General features: G+C 71.6%; 21 protein-coding genes and 1 pseudogene. 13 read left to right on the top strand and 9 right to left on the bottom strand.

Annotation, left to right across the window (positions count from 1 at the left end; all coding sequences use genetic code 11):
• Positions 1-265: 265 nt before the first annotated feature.
• Positions 266-529, top strand: a complete 264-nt coding sequence (locus OG306_RS07425) for a hypothetical protein (protein ID WP_266745309.1) — start codon at positions 266-268, stop codon at positions 527-529.
• Positions 530-772: 243 nt separating this feature from the next.
• Here OG306_RS07425 and OG306_RS07420 read toward each other — a convergent pair whose 3' ends face one another.
• On the bottom strand, positions 773-1,525 hold the full coding sequence (locus OG306_RS07420) for an ABC transporter permease (protein ID WP_266752106.1): 753 nt from the start codon (positions 1,523-1,525) through the stop codon (positions 773-775).
• Positions 1,526-1,596: 71 nt separating this feature from the next.
• Complete coding sequence (locus OG306_RS07415) at positions 1,597-2,574, bottom strand: ATP-binding cassette domain-containing protein (protein WP_266907102.1); 978 nt, start codon at positions 2,572-2,574, stop codon at positions 1,597-1,599.
• A gap of 63 nt (positions 2,575-2,637) precedes the next feature.
• Here OG306_RS07415 and OG306_RS07410 point away from each other — a divergent pair, with 63 nt between their 5' ends.
• Positions 2,638-3,345, top strand: coding sequence for a TetR/AcrR family transcriptional regulator (locus OG306_RS07410; protein WP_327259415.1), 708 nt, complete (start codon positions 2,638-2,640; stop codon positions 3,343-3,345).
• Between the two features lie 21 nt (positions 3,346-3,366).
• Here the strand turns inward: OG306_RS07410 and OG306_RS07405 are convergent, their stop codons facing one another.
• From OG306_RS07405 to hmgA, 3 genes are all read right to left on the bottom strand, one after another.
• Positions 3,367-4,599, bottom strand: a complete 1,233-nt coding sequence (locus OG306_RS07405) for a type ISP restriction/modification enzyme (protein ID WP_327259416.1) — start codon at positions 4,597-4,599, stop codon at positions 3,367-3,369.
• A 60-nt stretch (positions 4,600-4,659) separates the two neighbouring features.
• A complete protein-coding gene (locus tag OG306_RS07400) occupies positions 4,660-5,427 on the bottom strand; it encodes a GntR family transcriptional regulator (protein WP_266745305.1) in 768 nt (255 codons plus the stop codon).
• An 83-nt stretch (positions 5,428-5,510) separates the two neighbouring features.
• Positions 5,511-6,839 carry a homogentisate 1,2-dioxygenase gene (hmgA, locus tag OG306_RS07395; RefSeq protein WP_266907108.1) on the bottom strand — a complete coding sequence of 443 codons (1,329 nt, stop codon included), beginning with the start codon at positions 6,837-6,839 and terminating at the stop codon, positions 5,511-5,513.
• A 121-nt stretch (positions 6,840-6,960) separates the two neighbouring features.
• Between hmgA and OG306_RS07390 the strand changes: the two genes are divergently transcribed.
• From OG306_RS07390 to OG306_RS07355, 8 genes are all read left to right on the top strand, one after another.
• Complete coding sequence (locus tag OG306_RS07390; RefSeq protein WP_327259417.1) at positions 6,961-9,120, top strand: right-handed parallel beta-helix repeat-containing protein; 2,160 nt, start codon at positions 6,961-6,963, stop codon at positions 9,118-9,120.
• Positions 9,117-9,965, top strand: coding sequence for a hypothetical protein (locus tag OG306_RS07385; RefSeq protein WP_266745302.1), 849 nt, complete (start codon positions 9,117-9,119; stop codon positions 9,963-9,965). The genes OG306_RS07390 and OG306_RS07385 overlap by 4 nt, the downstream gene beginning before the upstream one ends.
• The gene (locus OG306_RS07380) at positions 9,962-11,245 is read left to right on the top strand and encodes a hypothetical protein (RefSeq protein WP_266745301.1); all 1,284 of its coding nucleotides are present in this window, start codon (positions 9,962-9,964) and stop codon (positions 11,243-11,245) included. The genes OG306_RS07385 and OG306_RS07380 overlap by 4 nt, the downstream gene beginning before the upstream one ends.
• 48 nt (positions 11,246-11,293) lie before the next feature.
• Positions 11,294-11,950, top strand: coding sequence for a TetR/AcrR family transcriptional regulator (locus OG306_RS07375; protein WP_266745300.1), 657 nt, complete (start codon positions 11,294-11,296; stop codon positions 11,948-11,950).
• Positions 11,951-12,357: 407 nt separating this feature from the next.
• Positions 12,358-14,229: an ABC transporter ATP-binding protein gene (locus OG306_RS07370; RefSeq protein WP_266745299.1), complete on the top strand. Its 1,872-nt coding sequence runs from the start codon at positions 12,358-12,360 to the stop codon at positions 14,227-14,229.
• Positions 14,230-14,688: 459 nt separating this feature from the next.
• The gene (locus tag OG306_RS07365; RefSeq protein ID WP_266752734.1) at positions 14,689-14,937 is read left to right on the top strand and encodes a hypothetical protein; all 249 of its coding nucleotides are present in this window, start codon (positions 14,689-14,691) and stop codon (positions 14,935-14,937) included.
• A 119-nt stretch (positions 14,938-15,056) separates the two neighbouring features.
• A complete protein-coding gene (locus OG306_RS07360; RefSeq protein WP_266745298.1) occupies positions 15,057-16,445 on the top strand; it encodes an aldehyde dehydrogenase family protein in 1,389 nt (462 codons plus the stop codon).
• Between the two features lie 50 nt (positions 16,446-16,495).
• The gene (locus OG306_RS07355; RefSeq protein ID WP_266745297.1) at positions 16,496-17,575 is read left to right on the top strand and encodes a Zn-dependent alcohol dehydrogenase; all 1,080 of its coding nucleotides are present in this window, start codon (positions 16,496-16,498) and stop codon (positions 17,573-17,575) included.
• Between the two features lie 21 nt (positions 17,576-17,596).
• Here the strand turns inward: OG306_RS07355 and OG306_RS07350 are convergent.
• The 4 genes and pseudogenes from OG306_RS07350 to OG306_RS07335 all read right to left on the bottom strand — a co-directional run.
• Positions 17,597-17,938, bottom strand: a pseudogene (locus tag OG306_RS07350) (polyphosphate kinase 2); the annotation flags it as partial.
• Complete coding sequence (locus OG306_RS07345; RefSeq protein ID WP_266745296.1) at positions 17,904-18,887, bottom strand: DMT family transporter; 984 nt, start codon at positions 18,885-18,887, stop codon at positions 17,904-17,906. The gene OG306_RS07345 and the pseudogene OG306_RS07350, both read right to left, overlap by 35 nt.
• A 33-nt stretch (positions 18,888-18,920) precedes the next feature.
• Positions 18,921-19,643 carry an ArsR/SmtB family transcription factor gene (locus tag OG306_RS07340; RefSeq protein ID WP_371665197.1) on the bottom strand — a complete coding sequence of 241 codons (723 nt, stop codon included), beginning with the start codon at positions 19,641-19,643 and terminating at the stop codon, positions 18,921-18,923.
• A gap of 15 nt (positions 19,644-19,658) precedes the next feature.
• A complete protein-coding gene (locus tag OG306_RS07335) occupies positions 19,659-20,348 on the bottom strand; it encodes a TetR/AcrR family transcriptional regulator (protein WP_266745295.1) in 690 nt (229 codons plus the stop codon).
• 64 nt (positions 20,349-20,412) lie between these two features.
• Between OG306_RS07335 and OG306_RS07330 the strand changes: the two genes are divergently transcribed.
• The 3 genes from OG306_RS07330 (at position 20,413) to OG306_RS07320 (ending at position 22,666) form a co-directional block, all read left to right on the top strand.
• On the top strand, positions 20,413-21,564 hold the full coding sequence (locus OG306_RS07330; RefSeq protein WP_266745294.1) for an acyl-CoA dehydrogenase family protein: 1,152 nt from the start codon (positions 20,413-20,415) through the stop codon (positions 21,562-21,564).
• A 105-nt stretch (positions 21,565-21,669) separates the two neighbouring features.
• Positions 21,670-21,960 carry a YiaA/YiaB family inner membrane protein gene (locus tag OG306_RS07325; RefSeq protein WP_266745293.1) on the top strand — a complete coding sequence of 97 codons (291 nt, stop codon included), beginning with the start codon at positions 21,670-21,672 and terminating at the stop codon, positions 21,958-21,960.
• An 82-nt stretch (positions 21,961-22,042) separates the two neighbouring features.
• Complete coding sequence (locus OG306_RS07320) at positions 22,043-22,666, top strand: TetR/AcrR family transcriptional regulator (protein WP_266745292.1); 624 nt, start codon at positions 22,043-22,045, stop codon at positions 22,664-22,666.
• The last annotated feature ends 8 nt before the right edge of the window (positions 22,667-22,674 follow it).

Here is a 22,674-nt window from a genome sequence, read left to right as displayed (position 1 = left end):
CCAGTGCCCGTGCCGGGCCCGTCCGGTCGTCCGGCGGGCAGGAGGCCCCAGCCCGCAGGGGCCTCCGTCCGGCAGCCTGTCGATCCGGGCCGTCGAACCACTTTCCGTTCTGTCCAACTCGCCCTGGAATCGGGCAGATTGGGAGTGGGGGCGTCAACCTCCGTATGTGTGTGCTCAATCCTGCGACCGGGATACACGGGTGTCGTGGCGGGGGGATAGGGTTAACCTGCCCGGGCCGGGTGCCCTCGTACGGGTGGGGAGTGACATGGAACAGATAACGATGCGCAGCAGGCCGCGTGTGCCTGCCATCACATGCGGGAGCAGTGCGACGAGTTCGCGCCTCGACCGCCATCTCGCGGTGCTCGGCGGACCCGCCGTCCCGCAGCGGGAGTCCGCGGAGGCGACGCTGCTGATGCGCGAGCTCACCTCGCGCGATGCCGCCCATCGCCGTCGGAGCAAGAGCGCGCGGGTCTCCCTCTTCGCGCCGCTGCGTCGACTGCGCCGCTCGCTCTTCGGCAGCCGCCACTGACCCGACGGTCCGTCACAACTGCCCAACGGTCCACCGCCCGGGCTCTCCCCGGCCAGGGTTCATCGTCCACCCCCCCGCTCGGGCAGGTCGGACGATCTCACCGTCCCGGCGCTGCGCTGCTGTCCGCTCTTCCTTCTCCCCGGAGCCCGCAGCAGCGCTTCGGTGTGTTTGCCGAGGCCCATCGGCCTGCCCGGCGCCCGGGTCGGCCCGCCGCGCTGCCCCGGCGGGCGCGGCGCATGGCGGTCATTCGCCGCCGCGCGCGTAACGCCGTACGGCCAGCGGCACGAACACCGCGAGGAGCACCACCGACCAGGCGAGCGTCCCGGCCACCGGATGGGCGACCGGCCAGGCGGCGTCGGCCGCCGGGGACGCGTTGCCGAACAGTTCGCGGGTGGCCGAGGCCATCGCGCTGATCGGGTTCCACTCCGCGACCGTCCGCAGCCAGCCGGGCAGGTTGTCGGTCGGGATGTACGCGTTCGACAGCAGCGGCAGGATGAAGGTGGCGCTGCCCAGTTGGCCGGCGACCTCCTCGTTGCGGATCAGCAGGCCCAGCCAGCAGCCCAGCCACGACGTGGCGAACCGCAGGAGCAGCAGCAGTCCGAAGGCCCCCAGGGCGGCGAGCGGGCCGCCCTCGATCCGCCAGCCGACCGCGAGTCCGACGAGGATCAGCGGAATCATGCCGACGGCGGTGGTCAGCAGATCCGCGGCGGTCTGACCGAACGGTACGGCGGGCCGGCTCATCGGCAGCGTACGGAACCGGTCCATCACCCCGCGGTCACAGTCCTGCGAGGCCTGGAACATCCCGACCATGATGCCGTTGGCCGCCGTCGACGCCAGCAGTCCCGGCACCAGGAACGCGCGGTACTCCTGGCCGGGCATGGCCAGGGCGCTGCCGAACACGTAGCCGAAGAACAGCAGCATCGTGATCGGCATGGTCTGGGTCAGGATCATGACACCCGGCGAGGCCTTGATCCGCTGCAGATGGCGGCCCAGCATGGCCAGGGCGTCGGCGACCGGGGCGCTCGTGGCCGGTGTGACGTTCGGCTCGTGGGCCGGTGCGATGCCGCTCATGCTGCCGTCTCCTTCGGGGGTGGGGAGGTGCGGCTGTCGCCGCGGCCGGTCAGGCGGAGGAAGACCTCGTCGAGCGTCGGCGGGCGCAGGCTCGCGTCGACCAGCGGTACGCCCGTCGCGTCGAGTTCGCGGACGATACGGGGGAGGGTGAGCGTGGTGTCGGTCGTGACGGCGCCCACGGTGCGGCGCTCGTGGTCGAGTACGGGTTCGGTGCCGGTGAGCTGATCGAGTACGGCTGCCGCCGGGACCAGCGCCGAATCATGAGGGACGACGACTTCGGCGTAACTGCCGATGCGGGCCTTCAGCTCGGTGGGGGTTCCGCGGTGGGCGGCCCGGCCCCGGTCGATCAGCACGATGTCGTCGGCCAGTTGGTCGGCCTCCTCCAGGTACTGCGTGGTGAGCAGGACGGTCGTGCCCCGGTCGGCCAGTTCCCGTACGGCCGCCCAGATCTGATTGCGGCTGTGCGGGTCGAGTCCGGTGGTCGGCTCGTCCAGGAACAGCACCCGGGGGCGGGTCAGCAGACTGGCGGCGAGGTCGAGGCGGCGGCGCATGCCGCCCGAGTAGGTGCGGGCCGGGCGGTCGGCGGCCTCCGTCAGCTCGAAGCGCTCCAGGAGTTCGTCGGCGCGGGTGCGCGCGGCCTCGCCGCGGAACCGGAGCAGCTTCGCGAAGAGCCGCAGGTTCTGCCGGCCGGACAGCTCGCCGTCGACCGAGGCGTTCTGCCCGGTGACGCCGATCGCCGCGCGCACCGCAGCCGCCTCGCGCACCACGTCGTGGCCCGCCACCCGGGCACTGCCGCCGTCCGGGGGTGTCAACGTGGTGAGGACCCGGACGGCGGTGGTCTTGCCCGCGCCGTTCGGCCCCAGCACTCCGCAGACGGTGCCCTCGGCGACCGTGAGATCGAGTCCCCGTAGCGCGTGGACATCGCCGTATCGCTTCTCCAGACCTTCACTAAGTACACCGTACGTAGTTGTCATGCGTACACCGTACCGCACTACGTACGGTGTACGTAACTACGATGGTGGGAGAGGTGATGATCAATGGCGGGGCGAACCGCTGTACCCGAAGTGATCTGGGCGCGCCCCGAGCGTGCGGGCCGCGGCCCCAAGCCCGCTTTCAGCCGCGCCGACATCGCGGCGGCCGCCGTCCGTATCGCGGACGCGGAGGGGCTCGACGCGGTGTCCATGCGGAAAGTGGCCGCCGAACTCGGCTGCGGGACGATGTCGCTCTACAACTACGTGCCGCGCAAGGAGGATCTGTACGAGCTGATGCTCGACGCGGTCAGCAGCGGGTACGAGTTCCCGGAGCCGTCCGGCGACTGGCGTGCCGATCTCATCGCGCTGGCCCATCAGGCCCGCGCGATGATGCACCGCCACACCTGGGTGCCACGCCTGATGTCACCCGTGTACGGCTTCAGCCCGAACGTCCTGCGGTACCTGGAGTACGCGCTCAGCTGCCTGGACGGGGTGGACGCACGGTTCGGCGAGAAAATGGAACTCATCGCCATGGTCAACGGTGTGGTCACCACCTATGTGGCCAACGAGATCGCCACGGCGGAGCGCAGCCGGTCGCTGCCCTGGTCCGAGGAACAGGAGCACGCCGTGCGCACGAACTATCTGATCAGCCAGATCGCGACCGGGAGGTATCCGCGGATGGCGGCGGGATTCGCCGAGGACCCCGGGCCGATCGATCTGGACGGGGTCTTCGACCGGGCGCTGCACCGGGTGCTGGACTCCTTCGACCGGTAGCGCGCGGGCCTCGGGTGCCCTTCACAGCAGCGCGAACTGCCCGTCCGGGCCCTCCTCCTGATGGTCGAGCACCGAGGCCGGCCGCCGGGCCGCGACCGGGACCGGCAGGACACCCGCCGCGCGGAGGTCGTCGGCCGTGATCCGCGGGCCGTCCGTCAGGCCCTCCCGCCGGGGCCGGAGTTCGGCCAGCAGGGCGAGCAGGGTGATCAGTTCCAGCAGCTCCGAGGTCCACTCCTGGAGCCAGGTACGCGGCCGGACCGCTTCCAGGCCGTCCATGTCCTCTGCCCCGGCCCCGGCCACCGTCGTACGGCGTTCGAACCAGAGCTCCAGCATCCGGACGCCGCCCACCCGGAACTCCCACGCCCCGGCGGGCACGGGCGAGATGCGGCCCGTGCCGAGCAGGAGCGCCTCGTCGGCCGGGTCGTACTCCAGCGTGGCCGGTACGGGCGGAACCGAGGCCCGCACATAGGGGCGGCGTCCGCCGGGCAGCCGCGGGCGCTCCCCGCCCCGGGCGCCGCGCAGTTGCAGCCGCAGCAGCTCCTGCCCCAGCTCCACGCCTGCCGACCAGTGCGCCGTGTCGGCCGGCAGCGGGACCACGCACCCGGCGGGGGAGTGACGGGCCGCCGCCAGTGTCCACGCCAGCACGGACCGGTCCGTGACCGCATCCCCGTGGCGGTCCCGGAGCAGTGCGAGGAGTCCCGGGACCAGGTTGGGTTCGAGACCTCCGGGGCGCCGGTACAGCGGCCGGATCCGGCCCGGCCGGCCGGCAGGGGAGTGGCCGTCGGGCAGGAGTGCCGTCACGGACAGGGCGGGGCCGGTGTCCTGGGGCACGTAGCCGTGCTCCACGGCGAAGAGCTGGTGCCCGTCGGCGACCCGCCACAGCTCGGGGCGGGCCGCGTCGATCAGCCGGTGGTCGGGGAGCAGCCACTGTTCGTCGAACGGGCCGTGCAGGATCCGTACCGGCTCGGGGCACGGTCCGCTCTCGCGGGCGAACCGCCCGGTGCCGGTGGCCTGTCCCGGAAGCGCCGCCACCGGCGTCCGCGGGGTACGCAGACGGGTGGGCCCAAACAGCCGTTCGCGCTCGGCGGCCTCCGTCCGGACCAGCCGCTCCCAACGGGCCCTGAGCGAACCGGCGTCCGGGGCCCTCACCCAGGGACGCCCGGTCCGCAGCGGTCGTACGGACCATGGCATGAGGTCGTCGAGCAACGGGCTGTCGTCGCCCCCGCCGGCTCCGGCGCCCGCCCGTGCTGCCACCGTGTCGTCCTCCCCGTCGCCACCGCCTCCGGCATCGTAACGGCGTCGGAGGGCGGGGCGTCAGCGCGCTTCCACGGTCACCGAGAAGGAGAACCGGTCGCCCCGGTAGCGGATCTGTGCCACATCCACCACCCGGCCGCTCTCGTCGTACGTCACCCCCGTGTAGAACAGGATCGGGCTCAGCAGCGGGACCTGGAGGAGTTCGGCGGTCGCCGGGTCCGCGAGGCGCGCCTCGACCGTGTCGGTGATGCGCGCGATCCGGACGCCGACCCGGTCGCGCAGCACCTTGGTCATCGGCCAGCGTTCGAGATCGGCGACATCGAGCCGGGCCGCCACCTCGGGACGCACCGCGTTCTCCGCCCAGTTGGTGGGCTCGTCGCTCTCCCCGTCGCGGCGCAGCCTGCGGTAGCTGACCACCTCGGCGCAGTCGGGGAAATACTCGGTGAGATCGCCCGGCACGGCGAGCGGGCCGTGGCCGAGGACCTCGGCCCGCTCGCCCGACTGCTGGGCCACGATCGCGTCGATCGACCCCAGCAGCCGGACCGGTGACACCCGGCGGGCGCGCGGCTCGATGAACGTGCCGCGCCGCCGGTGCCTGCTGATCAGCCCTTCCGTCTCCAGCTCCTTGAGCGCCTGGCGCATCGTCAGAACACTGACACCGTAGTGCGCGGCGAGCTGCTCCTCGGTCGGCAGCCGCGCCGAGGCGTCCTTGGTACGGCCCAGTATCGAGGCGCGCAACGACTGCGAGACCTGGTACCACAACGGAAGTTTGCGGTTCAGGACCAGCGAATCGGGGGCGAAGGCGGGTCCCTGGGACAGTTTGGGCATCTGAGGCACCTGGGTCACCTGGTCTCTCCGTACTGCGACACAGCGGACGCGACGATGCGGGGGCCGATACGTGGCGCCGTTGCCTACGGCCTGAAGTTGCGGCTCAGACCCTGCCACACGTCGTCGTAGCCGCGTTGCAAATGGCCGGCGGCGCCCGCCTGCCCGGTTGCCGTCACCGGCCAGCGGGTCTCGAACATGAAGGCCAGGCCGTCGTCGATCTTCTGCGGCTTCAGTTCCGCCTCGCTCGCCCGGTCGAAGGTCTCCCGGTCGGGGCCGTGCGCCGACATCATGTTGTGGAGCGAGCCGCCGCCCGGTACGAACCCGCCCTTGCCGGCCGTCTTCGCGTCGTACGCGCCCTCGATCAGGCCCATGTACTCGCTCATCACATTGCGGTGGAAGTACGGCGGCCGGAACGTGTCCTCGCCGACCAGCCAGCGCGGTGCGAAGACGACGAAGTCGACCCCGGCCAGCCCGGGGGTGTCGGACGGCGAAGTCAGCACCGTGAAGATCGACGGGTCGGGATGGTCGTAGCTGATCGAGCCGATGACATTGAAGCGGTGCAGGTCGTAGACGTACGGGGTGTGGTTGCCGTGCCAGGCGACCACGTCCAGCGGCGAGTGGTCATAGGTCGCGGACCAGAGGTTCCCGCAGAACTTGTTGATCACCTCCACCGGGCGTTCGTCGTCCTCGTAGGCAGCCACGGGAGCGAGGAAGTCCCGTGCGTTCGCCAAGCCGTTGGCGCCGACCGGGCCGAGGTCGGGAAGGGCGAACGGCTGGCCGTAGTTCTCGCAGACGTAGCCGCGGGCGGTGGCGTCGAGCAGTTCCACACGGAAACGGATGCCGCGCGGGATCAGCGCGACGTGCCCCGGTTCGGCGCGCAGCAGGCCCAGTTCGGTACGGAGCAGCAGGCCGCCCCGCTCCGGGACGATCAGCAGCTCGCCGTCCGCGTCGCTGAACACCCGGTCGGTCATGGACGCGTCGGCGTGGTAGAGGTGCACGGCCATGCCGGTGCGCTGCGTCGCGTCGCCGTTGCCGCCGAGGGTCCACAGGCCGGCCACGAAGTCCGTCCCGGCCGCGGGCGCGGGGAGCGGGTCCCAGCGCAGCCGGTTGGGATCGGGTACGGATTCGGTGAACGGGGCGGTCCGGATCGCCCCGTTGCCGATACGGACGAACGGGGGATGGGCGGCCGACGGGCGGATCCGGTAGAGCCAGGAACGACGGTTGTGTGCCCGCGGTTCGGTGAAGGCCGAGCCGCTCAGCTGCTCCGCGTAGAGCCCGAGGGGCGCGCGCTGAGGAGAGTTGCGGCCGTGCGGCAGCGCCCCCGGTGCCGCCTCCGAGCTGTGCTGATTGCCGAAACCGGCGCAGTACTCAAGCCCTTCCGCCGTCTTCCTCGCCTGCTCGATGCCGCTCATGTGCGCTCCCGGTGCCGAAGAAATCCTATGGACAACCGTAGGAATCGAATCGAAGCGCGTCAACGGCATTCATGGTGCACAGGGGGGTCCAAAAGCTGAACAATGCTCTACTCTCCCGCACATGTCGTGGACACGAAGACTTCTGGTGGTTCTGGCGGCGCTCGCCGCCGCCCTCCTCGCGGCTCCGGCCGCCCAGGCGCACGAGGAACGTCCGGTCACCCTGCCCGACGGAACCGGCAGCGTCCCCGTGTACCGCACCGGCGAACCGGATCTGCTGGTCTGCAAGAGCGACCGGGCGGACTTCGAGCGCCGCATAGCCGGCTTCCCCCAGGGGCTGCGGGACCGGAACCTGAAGCTGTTCGACCGGTGCCTGAAATCCGGCTACCGCCATCTGCAGCAGGCCGTCGACGCGGTCGGCAGGCCAGGCATGAACATCGCCATCCTGCCCGGCCTGTACGAGGAGGAGCCCTCGCTGCCCAAGCCGACGGGGGAATGCGCCCGGCTGAAGGCGCCCAACTCCCAGCTCGGCTACCAGATCCTGTCCTACGCGCAGCAGGCGCACTGCCCGCACAACCAGAACCTGGTGGCGATCCTCGGGAAGAAGAACCTCCAGATCGAGGGGACGGGCGCCGAGCGCACGGATGTCGTCATCGACGCCAAGTACCAGAAGCTCAACGCGATCCGCGCGGACGGCTCCGACGGCGTCTACTTCAAGAACTTCACCGCCCAGCGCACCACGTTCAACTCCCTGTACGTCCTCGCCCAGGACGGCTTCGTCATCGATTCCGTCCTCACCCGGTGGAACGACGAGTACGGGTTCCTGACCTTCGCGAGCGATCACGGGCTGTACAAGAACTGCGAGTCGTACGGCAACGGGGACTCGGGCATCTACCCCGGAAGCGCGTCGAACATCAATGACGCGTACGGCTACGACGTGCCGCGCTACTCGATCGAGATCACCGGCTGCCGCAGCCACCACAACATGGTCGGCTACTCCGGCACCGCGGGCGACTCCGTCTACGTCCACGACAACGAGTTCGACCACAACATGGGCGGCGCCTCGATGGACAGCGCCTTCCCCGGCCACCCGGGTCTGCCGCAGAACCACGCCCGCTTCGAACGCAACCTGATCCACGACAACAACGCCGACTACTACCCGTACGTCGCCGACGGGACCTGCGCCAAGCCGCCCGTGGACCGCGGCTACGAGGACGGCGTCGTCTGCCCGCAGATCTCCATGCCGCCCGGCTCCGGCATCATCACCGCGGGCGGCAACTGGAACCTCTACGAGAACAACTGGATCTACGGGCAGGAGCGCGCCGCCTTCTTCCTGACCGCGGTCCCCGCCTTCATCCGCGGCGAGAACGCGCTGTCCAAGCAGGCCGACACCTCCCACCACAACCGGTACGCGGGCAACCACCTCGGCACGGACAAGGCGGGCAACTCCCGGCCCAACCGCACCGACGTGTGGTGGGACGGCCAGGGCGACGGCAACTGCTGGCAGTCGGACACCGGTCCGTCCTCCCCGCGCGCCCTGCCCGCCTGCGGCTCCGAGCGCGGCGCCGTGTCCGGACGTACCGACCGGCTCGTCGGCGAACCGGTCAAGCTGGCCCAACTGCTGGTCTGCGCCGACTACAACGTGCAGGCGCGACGGCTGCCGGCCGGCTGCGACTGGTACGGAGCACGTGGCATCGAGCGCATCGAGGTGCAACTGGCGCTGGCGGTCGCGGTGGTGCTCGCGCTGGTCGGCGGGGTGCTCTGGTGGCGCAGGCTTCGCAGCAGCGGGTTCGCCACCGCCGTCACGGTACTCGGCGTGATCGGTCTCGGGCTGGACGTGGCCGGATCGACGATGGGACTGGCCTCCTCCTACGTGCCCGCTCTGGCGCTGCTGCTGACCGGGGTGTGGTGGACCGGGATCGGGCTGGTGCTGCGGGGCGAACGGCCGTGGCTGGGCTGGACCACGGTGGTCCTGGGCGCGCTCACGCTGCTCGACGCCGTCGACAAGGTCGTGTTCATGATCCCGTGGATTCCGCTCAGCCCGGCCTGGGTGCGTGGACTGCTCGGTGTGATCTGGGTGGTGTGGGCCGTCGTGGCTGCCGCACGGCACGGCGAACGGGCGGCGTCGGGCGAACAGGGAGCGTCGGGCGAACGGGCAGCGGCGGGCGAACGGGGAGCGCCGGCGGAGGGCTGGGCTGCGGACACGGACGCGGTCGCCACACCGGCCCCTGCGCAGCCCCCCGCCCAGGCCCCGGCCCCCGCTCCGGAAGGAGACGCATCGTGAAGCGTTCCCCCAGACGACCGAGGGCCGTCCGGCCGGGCGCCGCAGCCGTCACCGCACTCACCGCGGGCGCCCTCCTGTTCGGAGCGAGCGCCTGCGGCGGCCGGGCCACCACCCACCACAAACCCGGCACCAGTCACGAGCAGGCCGCCGGCAGCGTCGGCCGGCTCCTCGCCGCGGACGACGGCTCCGGCCACCGGCTGCGGCAGGTCGACGCCACGGGCGCCCCCGAGGTGACGGTCGACGTCCGGCCGGACTCCGAGGACGGGTGGAACGTCCACCTCTCCGTGCGGAACTTCCGGTTCACCCCGGACAGCGTGGGCGGCGCCGCTCTCCTCGGGCGCGGCCACGCCCGCCTCTTCCTCGACGGCCACCCCCTCGCCCGGGTCTACGGCTCCTGGTACCACCTCCCCGAGTCCCTCGTCCGCGGCGCCGGCGGCGGCACCGCCCTCACCGCCCGGCTCTATGCCGACGACCACACCGCCTGGGCCGTGAACTCCGCCCCGATCCAGGCCGCCACCTCCCTCTCCACTGCCTCCGCACCGCCCACCGCCCCCGCGACGCACGCACCGCAGACGCCCCGGCCCGACACGACCCTGGAGATCGTCGTCTCCCACGGCAAGGTCAGCCCCGCTCCCGGCCGTACCGAGATCAAGAAGGGCCGGATCATTGCCCTCCGGGTCCGCAGCGACCACGCCGACACCCTCCACGTGCACGGCTACGACAAGGAGGCCGGGCTGCCCGCCGGAAAGACCGTCACGCTCACGTTCACCGCCGACCGCACCGGGCTCTTCGAAGTCGAGACGCACGAGTCCGACCTGCTCCTGACCCAACTCGTCGTACGGTGAGCGTCCTCGCCCATGGCATCGGCGCCCAGCACGATCTCCCGCTGTCCCCCTTCTACGCCTTCGCCGGTGCCTTTGCCGCGCTGTTCGTCTCCTTCCTCGCGCTCGGCCTGCTCTGGTCCGCCTCCCGATTCCGCGGCGACCGGGCCGGCCGCCCGCTCCCGGCCGCCGTCCAGCGCCTCGCCGACGCCCGCCCCACCCGTATCGCCGCGCGCGTACTCGGGCTGGCCGCCGCCCTGTTCGTCACGCTCCACCTCCTCCTCGGTCCGGACGACCCGGACCGCAATCCGGCCCCCGGCGCCGTCTACGTACTCCTCTGGGTCGGGCTCGTCCCCGCCTCACTCCTCCTCGGTCCCGTCTGGCGACTGCTCAACCCGCTCCGTACCGTCCACCTCCTCGGCTGTCGTGCGCTCGGCCGCGACCCGGCCGCGGGCCGCCCCCTTCCCCCGCGCCTCGGGCTCTGGCCCGCCGCGGCCGGGCTCCTCGCCTTCACCTGGCTCGAACTCGTCTCACCCGACCCCGCGTCGACCACCACCCTCCTTCTCTTCCTCGCCCTCTACACCGCCGTCCACCTCGCGGGCGCCGCCCGCCACGGCGCCGGATGGTTCGACCGGGCGGACGCCTTCGAGGTCTACTCGGGGCTGCTCGCCCGGCTCTCCCCGCTCGGCCGCCGCCCCGCCGACCGCCGTCTCGTACTCCGCTCCCCCTTCAACGGCCTCGACGCCACCCCGCAGAGCCCCGGACTCGTCGCCACCGTCTGCGTCATGCTCGGCTCCACCGCCTACGACGGCTTCTCGGACGCCCCGTCCTGGATCACCACCGTCCAGACCTCACCGCTGGGGCGTACCACCGCGGCCACGCTCGGGCTCCTGGGCGCCGTCGCCCTCGTCGCCACCCTCTACGCCCTCTGCACCGGCGCCACCCGGCTGATCTCCGGCCGGCTCCACCATCCCCTCACCGCCTTCGCGCACTCGCTCGTCCCGATCGCCCTCGGCTATCTCGTCGCCCACTACTTCACGCTCTTCGTCACCGAAGGACCACGCACCGTCATGGTGGCATCCGGCACTGACAATCCCGCCCCGCCCGAACCGCCCCTGGGCCCGGGCGGGGTCGCCACGCTCCAGGTCGCCGCGATCGTCCTCGGCCACGTACTCGGCGTCGTCGCGGCCCACGACAGGTCCGTACGCCTCTTCCCGGCCGGCCGCGCCGTCGCGGGGCAACTCCCGCTCCTGGTCCTGATGATCACGTACACCATCGGCGGACTGTCCCTGCTCATCGCATGAGGCCGCGCCCGCACCGGCCCGCCCCCCGCAGAGGAGACCCACGGCATCATGGAGCCCGTGCCCCATGCGAATACGAACCTCCGCCGCGCCCCCGTGCAGCAGCGCAGCGCCGAACGCCTCGCGCGGATACTCGACGCCTGCGCCGAACTCCTCGACGAGACCGGCTACGAGCAGCTCTCCACCCGGGCCGTCGCCGTCCGCGCCGAGGTCCCCATCGGCTCCGTCTACCGGTTCTTCTCCAACAAGCGCGCGCTGACCGACGCGCTCGCCCGGCGCAATCTGGACAGCTACGCCGAACGCATCACCGCCCGCCTCGCCGTCATCCCGGCCGACGACTGGCGCAGCGCCATCGATGCCGTCCTGGACGAGTACCTGGGGATGAAGCGCTCCGTGGCCGGCTTCGCCCTCGTCGACTTCGGCTCGCCGGCCCCCGACGACGACCCGGCCGACGACGCCAACCAGCGGGTCGCCGGCCGGCTCACCGAACTCCTCTCCGGACACCTCGGCCGCGCCCCCGACGAGGATCTGCTCCGGACGGTCCTGGTCTGCGTCGAGGCCGCCGACGCCCTCCTCCAACTGGCCTTCCGCGCCGACCCGTCGGGCGACTCGGCCATCGTTGCCGAGACCCGCGTCCTGCTCCGGGCCTACCTCGCGCAGGTCCTGGACCGACCGCGCCGGCCGCCGTGCTCAACGACATCCCGGTGACGGTGACGCCCTGCCAAGGCGCCGGACGGCGTGCCTCCGGTCTACCGACGGACGTGCCGATGGACGTGCCGATGGACGTGCCGACGGACGTGCCGACGGACGTGCCGCTGGTTGTGCCCAGCGCGTGACCGCCGCGTTGACCTGGGGTTTTGCTCGTACTGCTCGTATGTCAACATCTTGTTGACGCAGCGAGACGCGCCCTGACGTCATCCGGACCGCCGACTCCGGCGGGAGTGCAAGGTGGACAGGTACCGCTCCTCGTCGACCTCGCGCACCTGTATGTCTTCGACCACCACGGCCGCCGGATCTGCCCACTGCCGAAGGACATCCCGGGTCTCGACGTCTGACACCGGCGATCGACGGCAGCCATTGACCTCAAGTCCGCTGGAGGTCGTACGTTTCCTCCCATGAGTATGGAAGCCACCGCGTGGACACAGCTCCACAACGTCATGAACGCGCAAGCGGACCGACGCCCCTTCGACCGAGCCACCCTGCGGCGCATCGCCGCGTTCGCCCGTCCGCACCGGCGCCGCGTCGCCCTGTTTCTGCTCCTGAGCGTGGCGACGGCGCTGCTCGCGGTCGCCACGCCCGTCCTCGCCGGACGCGTCGTGAACGCGATCGTGGCCGGCCAGGACGGGGGCACCGTCACCCGGCTGTCGCTGCTCATCGCCGTGATCGCCGTCGCGGAGGCCGCGCTCGGGCTGGCCGGCCGCTGGCTCTCGGCGAACCTCGGCGAAGGACTGATCCTCGATCTGCGCACCGCCGTCTTCGACCATGTGCAGCGCATGCCGATCGCGTTCTTCACGCGCACCCGCACCGGCGCGCTCGTCAGCCGCCTCAACAACGACGTCATCGGCGCCCAGCGCGCCTTCAGCAACACACTCTCCGGAGTCGTCAGCAATGTCGTGACGCTGCTCCTCACCCTCGGCGTCATGCTCTCCATCTCCTGGCAGATCACTGTGCTCGCCCTGGTGCTGCTGCCGGTGTTCGTGCTGCCCGCGCGCCGCATGGGTACGCGGATGGCGAGGCTCCAGCGGGAAGCGGCGGCCCACAACGCCGCGATGGGCACCCGGATGACCGAGCGCTTCTCCGCACCCGGCGCCACCCTGATCAAGCTCTTCGGCCGGCCCGCCGACGAGTCCGCCGAATTCGCCGCCAGAGCGGGCCGGGTGCGCGACATCGGCGTACGCACGGCCATGGCCCAGTCCGCGTTCATCACCGCCCTGACCCTGGTGTCCGCGCTGGCACTCGCCCTGGTCTACGGGCTCGGCGGGTTCTACGCGCTGCGCGGGCAGCTGGACGCGGGCGCGGTCGTCGCCCTCGCCCTGCTGCTGACCCGGCTGTACGCGCCGCTCACCTCCCTGGCCGGGGCGCGCGTCGAGGTGATGAGCGCCCTCGTCAGCTTCGAGCGGGTCTTCGAGGTTCTCGACCTGAAGCCCCTCATCGACCAGAAGCCGGACGCCCGGGCGGTCCCGGAGGGCCCGGTGTCCGTGGAGTTCGACCGGGTACGGTTCGGCTACCCGTCCGCCGACAAGGTCTCCCTCGCCTCCCTCGAGGATGTCGCGACCCTCGACACCCGGGGCGGCGACGAAGTGCTGCGCGGGGTCTCCTTCCGCGCCGAACCCGGCCAGACGGTGGCACTCGTCGGCTCGTCCGGAGCGGGCAAGTCGACCATCGCGCAACTGCTGCCGCGCCTGTACGACACGGAGGAGGGTTCCGTGCGCATCGGCGGCATCGACGTACGCGATCTGTCCGCCGAGACCCTGCGCGACACCCTCGGCATGGTCACCCAGGACGGCCACCTCTTCCACGAGTCGGTCCGCGCCAACCTCCTGCTCGCCCGGCCCGAAGCCACCGAGGAGGACCTCTGGGACGCGCTGCGCCGCTCGCGCCTGGACGGTCTGGTCGCCTCGCTGCCCGACGGGCTCGACACCGTCGTCGGCGAACGCGGCTACCGGCTCTCCGGCGGCGAACGCCAGCGGCTGACCATCGCCCGGTTGCTCCTGGCCCGCCAGCGCGTCGTCATCCTCGACGAGGCCACCGCCCACCTGGACAACACCTCCGAGGCGGCCGTCCAGGAGGCGCTCACCGAGGCCCTCGCCGGGCGCACCGCGGTCGTGATCGCGCACCGGCTCTCCACCGTACGGGCCGCCGACCTCATCCTGGTCGTGGAGAACGGGCAGATCGTCGAGCGCGGCACCCACGAAGGACTCCTCGCGGCCGGCGGCCGGTACGAGGAGCTCTACCGCACCCAGTTCGAGACCGTTCCTCATCAGTGAGCAGGAGTGAGTCTTGGACCCACTGCCCGGCACTGCGCGCATCCCGAACGGTTTTGGATGCACTGATCGCCCGCGTTCCTTGGTGTGTCCCCGTTCGGTCCCGCGCATCGTGTGCACGCTCCGTCACGGGGCGGCGGGTTGCGTCACGCGCCCGGACACCACGGTCGGCCTGGGCGGTCCGATTCCCACGACGATCACTCCGGTCGTCGTGGGGCGGTGCCGTCCTTCCCCAAGCTCTCAACTCCGTTCGAGCAGGGGATACCCCATCCCGGATCGGGTGCCCGAGGGCGCGCCTGCCGATCGCGTTACCAGCGGCATCGTGACGGGACGTCTCGCGTCGCGGGGTGCCAGTGGCTTGCGCCAGTGCTCGTCTCCCCACGGGGAGGTGTAAGCCGGAACGGCTGCCACGATCGACAGGCCCGTCTCGTCTTCGCGTCCTCGTCGCCGCCGGGCGCGACCTTGCCGCTGCCGCCGATCCAGGAGTACGTCGCCGGAGCGCAGCTGTTGCCGGCGCTGTCGGAGCGGGCGGGCACCCGGGCGGTGAGCGTCTCGTCGCCGTCCACGGCCTCTGCGGTGCTCCGCGCGGCGGTGCTCTGCGCCGTCGCGCCGGACTGTGCGAAGGCGGGGGCCGGGCGGCGTATTACTGGCCCGGCCGGACGGACATCCGGTTACTGGCCCGGCCGGACGGACATCCGGCGCACGGCGTGACACGGTGACGGGAGCCATGACCAGCGTCCCTGGCGAATGGCCCCTGGCGCCCAAAAACTAACAGCGCTAGTTTGGGGCGCGGACGACTACGCCGTAACCACGGCCCCGGGAGGAACGCGATGAAGGCCCACGACGGGATGTACATCGGCGGCGAGTGGCGCCCCGCCGCGGGCACGGACACGATCGCGGTGGTCGATCCGGCGGACGAGCAGGTCATCGCCCATGTCCCGGCCGGCACCGCCGAGGACGTCGACGCCGCCGTGTCCGCCGCGCGCGGGGCCTTCCGCGCCTGGGCCGCGACGCCGCCCGCCGAGCGCGCCGCGAGAATCGCCGCCCTGCGCGACGTCCTCGCCGCCCGCAAGGACGAGATCGCCGCGACCGTCACCGCCGAACTCGGCGCGCCGCTGCCGTTCTCGCAGGCGGTGCACGCGGGCGTACCGATCCTGGTGGCCGGCTCGTACGCCGAGCTTGCCGCGTCGTACGCCTTCGAGGAGTCGGTCGGCAACTCCACCGTCTACGCCGAACCGGTCGGCGTCGTCGGCGCGATCACCCCGTGGAACTACCCGCTGCACCAGATCGTCGCCAAGGTCGCCCCCGCGCTCGCGGCCGGCTGCACGGTGGTCCTCAAGCCTGCCGAGGACACCCCGCTGACCGCCCAGCTGTTCGCGGAGGCCGTCCACGAAGCGGGTGTCCCCGCGGGTGTGTTCAACCTGGTCACCGGCCTCGGCCCGGTCGCGGGACAGGCGCTCGCCGAACACCCGGGCGTCGACCTGGTCTCCTTCACCGGCTCCACCGCCGTCGGCAAGCGGATCGGCGCCACGGCCGGCGCCGCCGTCAAGCGCGTCGCCCTCGAACTGGGCGGCAAGTCCGCCAACGTCATCCTGCCGAGCGCTGACCTTGCCAAGGCCGTCGGCGTCGGCGTCGCGAACGTCATGGGCAACTCCGGCCAGACGTGCAGCGCCTGGACCCGGATGCTCGTGCACACCTCCCGGTACGACGAGGCGGTCGCGCTCGCCGCGGAGGCCGCCGCCAAGTACGGCGACCGCATCGGCCCCCTCGTCAACGCCAAGCAGCACGCGCGGGTGCTCGGCTACATCGAGAAGGGCGTGGCGGAGGGTGCGCGCTTGGTTGCGGGCGGCCCCGAAGCCCCGCGCGAGCAGGGCTACTTCGTCAGCCCCACCGTGTTCGCCGACGTCACCCCGGAGATGACCATCGCCCAGGAGGAGATCTTCGGCCCGGTCGTCTCGATCATCCGTTACGAGGACGAGGACGACGCCCTGCGCATCGCCAACGGCACCGTGTACGGTCTCGCGGGCGCGGTCTGGGCGGGCGACGACGCCGAGGCGGTGGCGTTCGCCCGCCGGATGGACACCGGGCAGGTCGACATCAACGGTGGCCGGTTCAACCCGATCGCCCCGTTCGGCGGTTACAAGCAGTCCGGCGTCGGCCGCGAGCTCGGTGCGCACGGACTGGCCGAGTACCTCCAGACCAAGTCCCTGCAGTTCTGACCGTCCGCCCCCGCACCGATCCCCGCTGCCGACCGTCAAGGAGCCCGTTCGTGGTCCGCGCCGCCGTACTGCCCGCCGTCGGAGCTCTCCTGGAGATCACCGACATCGAACTCCCGGAGCCCGGCCCCGGCCAGGTGAGGGTCGCTCTCGCCGCCGCGGGCGTCTGCCACTCCGACCTCTCCCTGTCCGACGGCACCATGCGGGTGCCCGTCCCCGCCGTCCTCGGACATGAGGGCGCGGGCACCGTCGTCGCGGTCGGCGAGGGCGTCACCCATGTCGCGCCCGGCGACGGTGTCGTACTCAACTGGGCGCCCTCCTGCGGAAGTTGCCACTACTGCGGGATCGGCGAGGTCTGGCTCTGTGCCAACGCGCTGACGGGGGCCGGGGGTATTCACGCCCGTACCGCCGACGGCACTGAACTCCACCCCGGGCTGAACGTGGCCGCGTTCGCGCAGGAGACCGTCGTCGCCGCGAACTGCGTCCTGCCCGCCCCGGACGGCATCCCGCTCACCGACGCCGCGCTGCTCGGCTGCGCGGTCCTCACCGGATACGGCGCGGTCCACCACAGCGCCCGGGTGCGCCCCGGCGAGTCCGTCGTCGTGTTCGGTATCGGCGGCGTCGGCCTCGCGGTGCTCCAGTCCACCCGGATCGCGGGCGCCTCGCAGATCATCGCCGTCGACGTGTCCCCCGAGAAGGAGGAACTGGCCCGGCAGGCGGGCGCCACCGACTACGTGATCGCCTCCGACACCACCCCGCGCGCGATCCGTAAACTCACCGGCGGCCAGGGCGCCGACGTCGCGATCGAGTGCGTCGGACGGCCCGCCACCATCCGCGCCGCCTGGGACGCCACCCGCCGCGGCGGCCGTACCACGGTTGTCGGCATCGGTGGCAAGGACCAACTGGTGTCCTTCAACGCCCTGGAGATCTTCCACTGGGGCCGTTCACTGACGGGCTGTGTGTACGGGAACAGCGACCCGGCCCGCGACCTGCCGGTCCTCGCCGAGCACATCCGGGCGGGCAGGTTCGACCTCGCCATGATGGTCACCGAACGGATCGCGCTGGACGGTATCCCGGCGGCCTTCGACAACATGATCGCGGGCAAGGGAGGCCGCGCCCTCGTGGTGTTCTGAGCCCGGCCCTCACCGGACCCGGTCCTGGGGTCTTTCGAGGATGACGATGCGTTCGTCTCGCTCCTTCACCCAGTGCTGGAGCGAGAGCAGCTCGATCTGGAGGGCGCGCTTGGACTTCTCGTACGCCCTCCGGCCGAGCTTGTTGTCGTACGGGTAGTCCTCGCGCCAGGCGTCCCGGGCCCAGCCCTCGGGTGTCACCAGGACCGGGTCGTCGTCACCGCTGTCGGCCACGGCGAAGCCGTCGAGCCCGGTGCCGCCGTAGCGGGCCGCCTCCAAGAGGGCGTCCGGCGTGGCTTCCCGGCCCCCGGCCGACTGCTTCTCCGCCTTCCTACGGCCGCTCGGTTCCTTGGCGCTCCGCGTCATGTCGGCGTCCCTCCACCGGCTGTGCCGGAATTTTCCGCGTCAGGTCAGTCCGTGTACGCGCACGGGAGACCGCCACCCCGGCCAGACAGAGCAGACCCCCGCCCACGGTGAGCGGCGCGGGCACCTCGTCCAGCAGCAGCCAGGACATCAGCACCACCAGCGCGGGCACGGCATAGGTGGTGGCGCCCATCCGCCCCGCGGTGGTCCGGGCGAGTGCGTAGGCCCAGGTGGTGAAGGCCAGCGCGGTCGGGAAGAGACCCAGGTAGACCATGTTGAGGGTGGCGGACAGCGGTGCGTCGGCGGCGTCGGAGATCAGCGCGCCGGAGAACGGCAGGCACGCGACGGCGCCCACCAGGCAGCCGAAGGTGGTGATCTGCAGTGCGGAGCCGTGCCGCAACGCGGGCTTCTGGGCGACCACCCCGGCGGCGTACGCCACCGCCGCGAGCAGACAGAGCACCACACCGGGCACCGACGCGTCCCCGTGCCCCGATATGGAGAGTCCGACGACGACGGCGCCCGCGAACGAGACGGCCATGCCCGCCACCAGCCTGCCGGGCAGCCCCTCACCGAGCATCCGGGCCCCGAGCAGCGCGATCAGGAGCGGACCGATGTTCACCACCATCGCGGCCGTGCCCGCGTCGACCTGCTGCTCACCCCAGTTGAGGAGCACCATGTACAGGCCGAACCACAGCAGTCCGGACTTGATGATCCCCGGCCAGGCGGCCCGCGACGGAAGTCCCTCGCGCCGCAACAGCAGGAGTGCGCCGAGGGCCACGGAGCCCGTGAGCAGCCGGCCGAGCGCGAGCGCACCGGGTGAGTAGGCCTCGCCGGCACTGCGGATGGAGACAAACGCGGAGGCCCACAGGAGCACGGCGGTGCAGGCCGCGGCGGGGGCCCGCCAGTCGCGAGGTGCCGAGGGGGTCGCCGCCGGGGCGGGTGTCGTCGTCATGTCCCCGACCGTAGGGCCAGGACCGTTCGGCACCTACCGAATTGAATCCGGTTCGATACCGAGGTGCTCGTACAGCGCCCGTTCCCCCTCCGCGGTCGCCTTCACCGCACGCCCGGACCCGATCCGTACACACCACCGCGCATCCAGCGCGTACCGGCACAGCGCCGCGCCCGCGACCCCCGCCAGATGCGGTCTGCGCTCCGTCCAGTCCAGACAGCTCCTTACGAGCGGACGCCGCGACCTCGACTCCAGACCGATGCCCAGCCCGCCGAACCAGCCGACGCCGTCGTCGGTGAGCGCGAAGCCGGCGTCCTGCTCCAGCAGCCCCCGTACGGTCATGGCATCGGCGATCGCGATGCCGATCCGGCCCGCGAGATGGTCGTAACAGGTGCGGCCGCGGGCCAGCGCGCTCCCGGCGCTCACCGTGCTCAGGGTGCGCGGCCGTTCGGGCAGGGCGTCGGTGACGACCTGAGCGGCCAGATCCTCCACGAGGTGCGCCGCCCGTTCGCCGGCGAGCCGCAGATAGCGGTGGCGGCCCTGCCGTTCCTCGGCCAGCAGCCCGCCCGCGACGAGCTTGCCGAGGTGCTCGCTGGCGGTGGAGGGCGCCACTGAGGCGTGCCGGGCCAGCTCGCCCGCGGTCCAGGCGCGGCCGTCGAGCAGGGCCAGACAGAAGGCCGCGCGGGTGTCGTCGGCGAGGAGCGCGGCCAGGGCGGCGAGCCGGGGCGCGGCCGGGTCGGGGTGTGCCATGCGTGCCATGTGTTCCAGGATGCGTCAGGAACGCTTCGGCGCCGGCCGAACGGTCCCGGCGGGCGGCAGCTGCCCGGGCTCCAGTTGCTCGTACTGGAGCGAGAGGCCGTCGACCAGCGCCCGCAGCCCGGTCTCGAAGGCTCCCTCGTCGACCTTCTGGCGACGGTCGGCCAGCAGATGGGCCTGGCCGAGGTGCGGATAGTCCGCGGGGTCGTACGCCGTCTCGTCGTCCACGAAGCCGCGGGCGAACGAGCCGAGGGCCGAGCCGGTGATGAAGTAGCGCATCAGGGCCCCGATGTACGTCGCCTGGGCGGGCGGCCAGCCGGCCCTGACCATCGCGCCGAAGACCGCGTCGGCGACCCGCAGGCCGGCCGGGCGGCGGCCCGGTCCCTGGGCGAGCACCGGAACGATGTGCGGGTGCTCGGCGAGCGCCGCACGATAGGAGACGGCCCAGTCGTGCAGGGCGGCGCGCCAGTCACGGGCGTCCGACTCCTCGAACATCGACAGATCGACCTGGGCGGACACGGCGTCCGCGACCGCGTCCAGGATCTCGTCCTTGTTGCGGAAGTGGTTGTAGAGCGAGGGTCCGCTGACCCCGAGTTCGGCGGCGAGCCGGCGGGTGGAGACGGCGTCGAGCCCCTCGGAGTCCACGAGTGCGCTCGCCGCCTCGACGATGCGGTCTCTGCTGAGGAGGGGCTTGCGCGGTCGGGCCATGCGGCACATAGTAGGGCCTGCGAACGAAAAACTAGCAGTGCTAATTAAAGCTGGAGTGTCGAGGATGAACCTGGAGCTCAGCAAGGAGCAGGAAGCCGTCCGGCAGCTCGCCAAGGACTTCGTCGCCCGGGAGATCGCCCCCCACGTCGCGGCTTGGGACCGGGCCGAGAACATCGACAAGTCGATCGTGAAGAAGCTGGGCTCCGTCGGCTTCCTCGGGCTGACCGTCCCCGAGGAGTACGGCGGCTCGGGCGGCGACCACCTCGCCTACTGCCTGGTCACCGAGGAGCTCGGACGCGGCGACTCCTCGGTCCGCGGCATCGTCTCCGTGTCCCTCGGCCTGGTCGCCAAGACGATCGCGGCCTGGGGCGACGAGGAGCAGAAGCGGCACTGGCTGCCGAGGCTCACCGCGGGCGAGGCGATCGGCTGCTTCGGCCTCACCGAGCCGGGCACGGGTTCGGACGCCGGGAACCTGACGACCAAGGCCGTCCGGGACGGCGACTCCTACGTCATCAACGGCAGCAAGATGTTCATCACCAACGGCACCTGGGCCGATGTGGTGCTGCTCTTCGCCCGTACCGAGAACATCCCCGGCCACCGGGGCATATCCGCCTTCCTGGTCCCCGCCGACACCCCCGGTCTCGGCCGCCGCACCATCCGCGGCAAGCTCGGTCTGCGCGGCCAGGCCACCGCCGAGCTGGTCCTGGAGGACGTCCGCGTCCCCGCCTCGACGCTCCTGGGCCCGGCGGGCAAGGGCTTCTCGATCGCCATGTCCGCCCTCGCCAAGGGCCGGATGTCGGTCGCGGCCGGCTGCGTCGGCATCGCACAGGCCGCCCTCGACGCCGCCGTGGGCTACGCGGGCGAGCGCGAGCAGTTCGGCAAGTCCATCGCGAGCTACCAGCTCGTCCAGGAACTCATCAGCGACATCTCCGTGGACGTCGACGCGGCCCGGCTGCTGACCTGGCGGGTGGCCGACCTCGTCGACCGTGGCGAGGACTTCGCCACCGCCGCCTCCCAGGCGAAGCTCTTCGCCTCCGAGGCCGCCGTCCGCGCCGCCAACAACGCCCTCCAGGTCTTCGGCGGCTACGGCTACATCGATGAGTACCCGGTCGGCAAGCTGCTGCGGGACGCCCGGGTGATGACGCTGTACGAGGGCACCAGTCAGATCCAGAAGCTCATCATCGGCCGCGCACTCACTGGGGTCTCGGCCTTCTGACCGCTGCGTCGCCGCTCGAACGGGAGTCCTCGAACGGGAGTCTGAGTACCGGACTGAGTACGGGGACGGATGTGGTGCACGCCACCTCGGCCGATGCTGGGTGCCATGAGTGACACAGCACCAGTCAAACAGCAGAGCACCGCGGCCTTCTACGGCCAGGCCGTCGCGTCCTTCGGGGTGGCGATGGCTGCGATGACTCTCGGTATCTACTTCCTGGACGCCGACGCCTGGGTCCGCGGGTTCCTCGCGATCGGCGTCCTCTATCTCGTCACCTCCTGTTTCACCCTGGCCAAGGTCATCCGTGACCGGCAGGAGGCGGGGCGCATCGTCAGCCGGGTCGACCAGGCCCGGCTGGAGAAGATCCTCGCCGACCACGACCCCTTCCAGAAGCTCTGACGATCCCTCCCGGACGGGCCCTAAGCGCTTGCTCAGGTTCGCGGTATGGTGTTCGTCCTGCTGACGAGAGGGGCGAGTGACGATGAGCACGGCGGAGGAGACCGACGGCGACAGTGCGCCGTGGGCCGAGGTGACGCCCGAGGCGGCCAGGCGGCTCCTCGTCGCCGCCGTCGACGCCTTCGCCGAGCGCGGGTACCACGCCACCACGACCCGCGACATCGCCGGCCGGGCGGGGATGAGTCCCGCCGCGCTCTACATCCACTACAAGACCAAGGAAGAACTGCTCCACCGGATCAGCCGGATCGGTCACGACCGCGCCCTGTTCGTCCTGGAGGCCGCGGCCGGCGGCGGCGGCACGGCCGCCGAGCGGCTGGCCGAGGCCGTACGGTCCTTCGTCCGCTGGCACGCCGAACGGCACACCACGGCCCGCGTGGTCCAGTACGAACTCGACGCCCTCGGCGAGGAGCACCGCGCCGAGATCGTCGAGCTGCGCCGCAGGAGCGACGCGGTGGTGCGCCGGATCATCAGCGAGGGTGTGCGGGCAGGGGAGTTCGACGTGCCCGACATCCCGGGCACCACGCTCGCGGTGCTCTCGCTCTGCATCGATGTGGCGCGCTGGTTCAACGCACAAGGGAGCCGGACGCCGGACGAGGTCGGCGAGCTGTACGCCGGCCTTGTCCTGCGCATGGTGGCTGCCCAGCGGTAGCGCCGGGG

It is taken from the genome of Streptomyces sp. NBC_01241 (assembly GCF_041435435.1).
In the GTDB taxonomy this organism is placed as follows: Bacteria; Actinomycetota; Actinomycetes; order Streptomycetales; family Streptomycetaceae; genus Streptomyces.
Note: the sequence above shows the minus strand (reverse complement) of the source record. Positions and strands in the feature narration are given on the sequence as shown.